Raw genomic sequence first — 5,653 nt, 5'->3', positions numbered from 1 at the left:
CACGGCAAAGCCGCTGCCTAAAAAGCCGATGGTTTCCGTCCAGAAGTCCACGATATCTCTCCTGACAAAAGCGGCCGCGACATAGCGGGCGCCGGCATTTCAACGGGATCTTCGCCGCCTGCCTGCTGCGCCGTGGCCAAGCGTGACCGGCATCTTCCAGACAAACCTCCGGCTTCGCCCCGCGAAGGATGAAGCCGCGGGCACGTCTTGCTGACGGTAGTCTGGATGAGGCGCCGGAGGGGCGCTTACCCGGTCGACGATTTCAAGCCCTGCGTCTGTTCTTGTCTCTCTGTGTTCCTGGCTTCGGGCCGGTTATTCATCGCGCTTGCGGAATGCGCGGTGTCGAATTACCCGGCGACGGGTCGACAAGAAATCGACCATATTGCAGTAATATTCTGCAAATTTGCAGAATCAGAAGCCAACGATGCATTTCGAATGGAGTGACTTGCGCTATTTCTTGGCCGTTGCGCGCGCTGGGACGACCTTGGGAGCTGCACGCTCTCTCGCAGTAAACCAGACAACCTGCGCGCGTCGGATCACCGCGCTGGAGCATGCGTTGGGTGCCACGTTGTTTGAGCGCACAATCGCCGGCTATAAGTTGACGCCGCTCGGCTCGGCCTTGGTCACGCGGGCAGAACTCGTCGAGGCCGGCGCAGCGGCGTTCGTTAGGCATCTGGAAGCCACGCGGGCCGAACGCAGCCTGATCCGGTTTACGACAAGTGACTGGATGGTCGAGCAGATCGCTCAAGCAGCGATCACCCAGTTCGCTCGTCTGCGGCCTGACATACGCATTGCCTTGGACATAAGCGACCGGAAAGTGGACCTGATCGGAGGCGAAGCCGATGTTGCGCTCCGTGGAGGCTTTTCGTTGGATGAACCAACGCTGATCGCGCGCAAGGTCGCTGAGACGCCTTGGGGGTTCTACTGTAGTGTCGGCTACGCGGCGCGGCACAGAGCCCCGCGCACGATGGAAGAGGCGCTCGGCCATCCTTTGGCAACCCCGGCCGGACGGGCAGAAGTGCTTTTTCGAGAGTGGCGTGCGGATGTAAACATAAGCTATTCGACGAACAGCACCGCGACGCTGGTTGACGCCATCGCAGGAAACGATTTCGTTGGCATTCTCCCAATGCGGGTCGGTGACGCTAGGGATGACCTTCATTTTTGCTGTCCCGTCGAATATCTCACGCCGAGTATCTGGATCGTCTATCCCGAACGGCTGCGCGGGGTGCCGCATGTTCGCGCGTTCGTCGACCACCTATCCAAGCACATCAATACTTGGCGGCAGCAGCAGCGAAACGCCGCCGTCTGACGGGGTGGAAAGTGAGGCGAGCTCCCGCCCGAAAACGGGCGGGAGGCGAGTTGTCAGCCGCTGCTTACGCCACGGAGAAATCGGCGTTGGTCAGCGCCAGTCCGACGGTGAGCGTGGCGAAGTGGATGCCGGCCGAGCCATCGAGGCCGTCGGCGTCGTAGAACAACTTTCCGCTGTCGCGCTCGTAGATGATGTGGTCGGAAGCATCCTGCGCCAGGCCGGTGTTGTTGGAGCGGAACGCCGCCCCCGACAGCGTGCCGGTGTCGAGCGACTTGAAGATCGCGTCGGACAGCAACATGCGGTCGGCCGGCACACTGAAATCGAGGATCTTGTCGACATTGGCCGCGCCGATCGTGGAGGCGAACACGAACGTGTCGGCGCCGCTGCCGCCGCGCAGCGTGTCGATACCGCCCTTGCCCTCCAGCCTGTTGGCGCCGGCATTGCCGGTGATCTGTTGGCCGAACTCGTTACCGGTCAAGTCGATCGCCGACGTGCCGGTCGAGCCGTTAGTCTGCAGCACCTCCACATGGACGCCGGTGTCGAGCTTGTAGTCCACCGTGGCGATCACCGCGTCGGAGCCGTTTCCGGCGGTTTCGATGACGATGTCGCCGGAATTGAACACCCTGTAGGTATCGTCGCCGCCCAACCCCTTCATCACGTCAGCGGCACCGCCGCCGGTGTGCAGCAAATTGTCGCCCGCGTTGCCGAGAATTTCCTGCTTCAGTGCATTGCCCGTCAGGTTTATGTCGGAAAAGCCCTTCGTGTCGGTCGTCGAAAGGATTTCGATATTGTCGCCATCGCCCAGGGTGAAGCTTTCGGTCGCCGCGGCGCGGTCGGCGGTGCCCTCTCCTACATCTTCTATGATGGCGTCGGTCCGGGTCACGATGTAAAGGTCGTTGCCTGAGCCACCCACCAGAATGTCGGTGCCGGATCCTCCGTCCAGTGTGTCAGCGCCGCCATCGCCTTTGAGCAGGTCACCTCCATCGCCACCAAGCAGTTTGTTTGCAACAGCATCGCCCTCGATGTCGTCGCTGAAAGCACTGCCGATTACCTGTTCGATATTGTCGAGAAGATCACCTTCGGCGTCGCCGCCGCTGGCGGCTGCCGCGAAAGCTCCGTTGGTCCGATAGCTGGTGGTCGTGTCGGAAGAGAGGGAAAGGATGATGGCTGCGGCCGAGGCCGAATAGTCGGCGATGTCGAAACCAGCGCCACCGTCCAGGCGGTCGGCGCCTGCACCCCCGATCAGGACGTCGTTGTCGCCGTCGCCGGACAACTCGTCATCGCCTATACCGCCCTCCAGCCTGTCGTTCCCGGCCAAGCCGCCGAGCTCGTCGCCGCCGTTCAGCCCGCGCAGGCGATTGTCGCCGAGGTCGCCTGTAATTGTGTCAGCGAAGTTCGATCCATCGAGATTTTCGACATCGACAAAGCTGTCCCCAGCCGCATCGCCGCCTTGGGCGATGGCGAACGCCAGGACGATGTTAACGCCGGCCTTGGAGTCGATGTAGGTCGCGGTATCAACGCCGCCACCGCCGTCGATCACGTCGCCGGACGCGCCGCCGACGAGAACGTCGGCTCCCTCGCCACCGAAGAGGATGTCGGAATCCGCGCCGCCATCCAGGTGATCAGCGGCGCCACCACCGGAAATCGTGTCCACCCCGGCACTTCCGAAGAATTGCTCGCCAGCGTCCGTCCCGAGAAAGCCGTCGTCGAACCCGGAGCCAATGATCTTTTCGACTGAAGAGTATGTGTCGCCCTGGGCGTCGCCGCCTTGCCCGATGGCACCGGCAAGATTGATGAACACGGCCGCGCCCGAGGCGGAATAGTCGGCGGCATCGAACCCCCCGTCGCCATTCAAAATGTCGGCGCCGGCGCCGCCGATCAGGATGTCGTCCTGATTACCACCGGACAAGGTGTCGATGCCCTCGCCGCCAGCCAGAAGATCGGCGCCACCACCGCCGGAGATCGTGTCCACGCCGGCGCCTCCGAAGAACTGCTCGCCAGCTTCCGTCCCCAGAAAGCCGTCGTCGAACCCGGAGCCAATGATCTTTTCGACTGAAGAGTATGTGTCGCCCTGGGCGTCGCCGCCTTCCCCGATCGAACCGGCAAGATTGATGAACACGGCCGCGCCCGAGGCGGAATAGTTGGCGGTATCAAATCCCGCGTCGCCATTCAGGATGTCCGCGCCGGAGCCGCCGATCAGGACGTCGTCGTGATCGCCACCGGACAAGATGTCGATGCCTGCGCCGCCCAAGAGTGTATCGTTGCCGCCGGCGCCCGCCAGAATGTCGTCACCGTTGGCACCTTCCAGGCCATTTTCACCGTTATCTCCGGCTAGGGTGTCGCCGAATGCCGAGCCCCTAAGGCTCTCGATACCGACAAGCGTGTCTCCCGTGGCGTCGCCGCCACCTGCAAGGCCATTCAACAAGTCAATGACGACGCCGACATTCGAGCCCGTATAGCTCGCGATATCGATACCCTCACCGCCTGAGATGCTGTCCGCACCCGCGTCACCGCGAAGCACGTCATTTCCGCCGTTGCCGAGGATCAGGTCGGCACCAGCGCCGCCGAAAATCCCATTCCCGCCATTGTCGCCCGCGAGTCCATCGTCAAATGCAGAACCGACAAAATTCTCGATCGAGATAAATATGTCGCCCTCGGCATCGCCGCCATCGGCGGTGTTGTTGATCCGATCGATGAATACAGCGGCTCCAGATGTGCTGTAGTCTGCTGTGTCGAAGCCGGCGCTTCCGTCCAAGAAGTCTGCGCCCGCGCCGCCACGCAACGTATCGTTGCCTCCAAAGCCGTTGAGAGTGTCTGCAAAGTCGGATCCGACCAGGAAGTTGTCGTTTCCGTCGCCATTCACGATTGCCATTGTAGTCGTCCTTCCAAAAAGGTTGATCTGCCGCGATGCGCGGCTGGTTGTTGCCGGCATGCGGCAGGATTCGCCGCCCCCGCTCCGGGCGGCGGCAAAATTCCAGTTGGATGGGTTTGGCGTCGGGTCGTCTGCGATAGGAGCGGATGACAATCCCGGTCACGACCGTCAGCCGTGACCCTGGCGGATTGAATCCCGCAGCGCCGTTGCCATGTTATCAGGTGGAGCGGCTCGATCAGTCTCCTAGCACGTGAGCCAGCATGAACATCGTGACTGCCGCCTGCACGGTGATCGAGGCGGTGCGCGGCCAGTTGTAGCGGACCAGTTCCGCGATGAGCGCCTCGTTCTTGCCGGACTTCTCCAGCTTGCCGTGCCGCGGGATCGCCAGGCCGACGGTGACTAGAAGCCCGACAATGCCGGCCGCCACGTTGCCGGCTGTCATCCAGGCCGGCACAGCCGGGCCGAGGAACGTCAGCGCGACCGGCAGCAGGAAGCAGGCAAATCCCGGCACGATAACCACAAGCGGGATCCGGCTCGTATAGAAGCGATGGTAACCGACATAATCGGCCTGTCCCACCTTGGCGAACAGCGGATAGATGACGATCTGCCCAAACCAGACCTGTCCGAGACACCAGAAACACAGGGCGGTCCAAAGCAGGAGGTAGAGTTTTGAATTGTCCATGATGCTAGCGTCCATGCGAGAGCGGCTGAGCCGGCGGGAGGTCGAGCCGGGAGGCCGCGACAAGGAGGTCGCCTTCCGACGTATCGAACGCCAGGAAGGACGAGGCGAAGAAGTCGTATTCCGGGCTCCGCACGAAGCCGGCCCGATGGTAGAGGCCGCGCGCCGTCGCCATGAAGGCTCCGGTGTGAAGGCCGATGACCTCGGATCCGTCTTCGCGCGCGGCCGCAATGCAGTGATCGACGAGGCGTTTGCCCAGCCCGCGGCCACGCACACGCGGATGAACTGCCAGTGTGCGGAAGGTCGCCCAGCCCGCTGGTAGAAGGCGGTCCTGCCGGCGCCAGCGGTCGACATAAGTCACCGTGCCGGCAATGCCTTCCGCGTCCTCGATGACCAGCAGGTCGCCGGCGTTCCAGCGACCCGCGATGTTGCGGGAATAGGCGATGTAACGCTCGATCGGCGGACGCCCGACGCTGAGAAACGGCGTAAGGGCTGCGCCGATAAGATCAGCGATTTCGGGGGTCTCGACGCGTTCTGCGCTTCGGATCACGGTTTTCGGCATGCACGTCACATCCTTTCCGGCGCGATCTGACCGGCTGCACCGTGGCGTCATCAATTGCGATTGCGAGGGTTAAGCTGCCGATTTCGTCGTCAGGGAAGCCTGCGCCTTCAATCGCCACGCGCGAGTGCGGCCGCCCTCTCGAGGCTGATCTTGGTGACGAGCGGATCCGCATGACGATGCACCATTTGCCAGTCGGGGCCATCGCGGCGATAGACCTGGGTCACGCGCAAT

At 62.5% G+C, this 5,653-nt stretch carries 4 protein-coding genes; 1 reads left to right on the top strand and 3 read right to left on the bottom strand.

The window, feature by feature from the left end:
- Positions 1 to 424 precede the first annotated feature (424 nt).
- Positions 425 to 1,309 carry a LysR family transcriptional regulator gene (locus tag ACH196_RS37625; RefSeq protein ID WP_396651917.1) on the top strand — a complete coding sequence of 295 codons (885 nt, stop codon included), beginning with the start codon at positions 425 to 427 and terminating at the stop codon, positions 1,307 to 1,309.
- 64 nt (positions 1,310 to 1,373) lie between these two features.
- Here the strand turns inward: ACH196_RS37625 and ACH196_RS37620 are convergent, their stop codons facing one another.
- The 3 genes from ACH196_RS37620 to ACH196_RS37610 all read right to left on the bottom strand — a co-directional run bounded on the left by ACH196_RS37620 (position 1,374) and on the right by ACH196_RS37610 (position 5,422).
- The gene (locus tag ACH196_RS37620; protein ID WP_396651916.1) at positions 1,374 to 4,181 is read right to left on the bottom strand and encodes a beta strand repeat-containing protein; all 2,808 of its coding nucleotides are present in this window, start codon (positions 4,179 to 4,181) and stop codon (positions 1,374 to 1,376) included.
- Between the two features lie 235 nt (positions 4,182 to 4,416).
- A complete protein-coding gene (locus tag ACH196_RS37615) occupies positions 4,417 to 4,863 on the bottom strand; it encodes a hypothetical protein (RefSeq protein WP_396651915.1) in 447 nt (148 codons plus the stop codon).
- A gap of 4 nt (positions 4,864 to 4,867) precedes the next feature.
- Entirely contained in the window at positions 4,868 to 5,422 is a 555-nt protein-coding gene (locus ACH196_RS37610) for a GNAT family N-acetyltransferase (protein WP_396651914.1), read from the bottom strand.
- Between the last annotated feature and the right edge of the window lie 231 nt (positions 5,423 to 5,653).

Source organism: Mesorhizobium sp. IMUNJ 23232 (assembly GCF_044326205.1).
Lineage (GTDB): Bacteria > Pseudomonadota > Alphaproteobacteria > Rhizobiales > Rhizobiaceae > Kumtagia.
The sequence above is the reverse complement of the archived record's forward strand: the minus strand, read 5'-3'. Positions and strand labels throughout refer to the sequence as shown.

Excerpts from the sequence above, each read along its gene's own strand:
- ACH196_RS37625 (WP_396651917.1), top strand. The coding sequence starts at position 425 with ATGCATTTCGAATGGAGTGACTTGCGCTATTTCTTGGCCGTTGCGCGC.
- ACH196_RS37620 (WP_396651916.1), bottom strand. The coding sequence starts at position 4,181 with ATGGCAATCGTGAATGGCGACGGAAACGACAACTTCCTGGTCGGATCC.
- ACH196_RS37615 (WP_396651915.1), bottom strand. The coding sequence starts at position 4,863 with ATGGACAATTCAAAACTCTACCTCCTGCTTTGGACCGCCCTGTGTTTC.
- ACH196_RS37610 (WP_396651914.1), bottom strand. The coding sequence starts at position 5,422 with ATGCCGAAAACCGTGATCCGAAGCGCAGAACGCGTCGAGACCCCCGAA.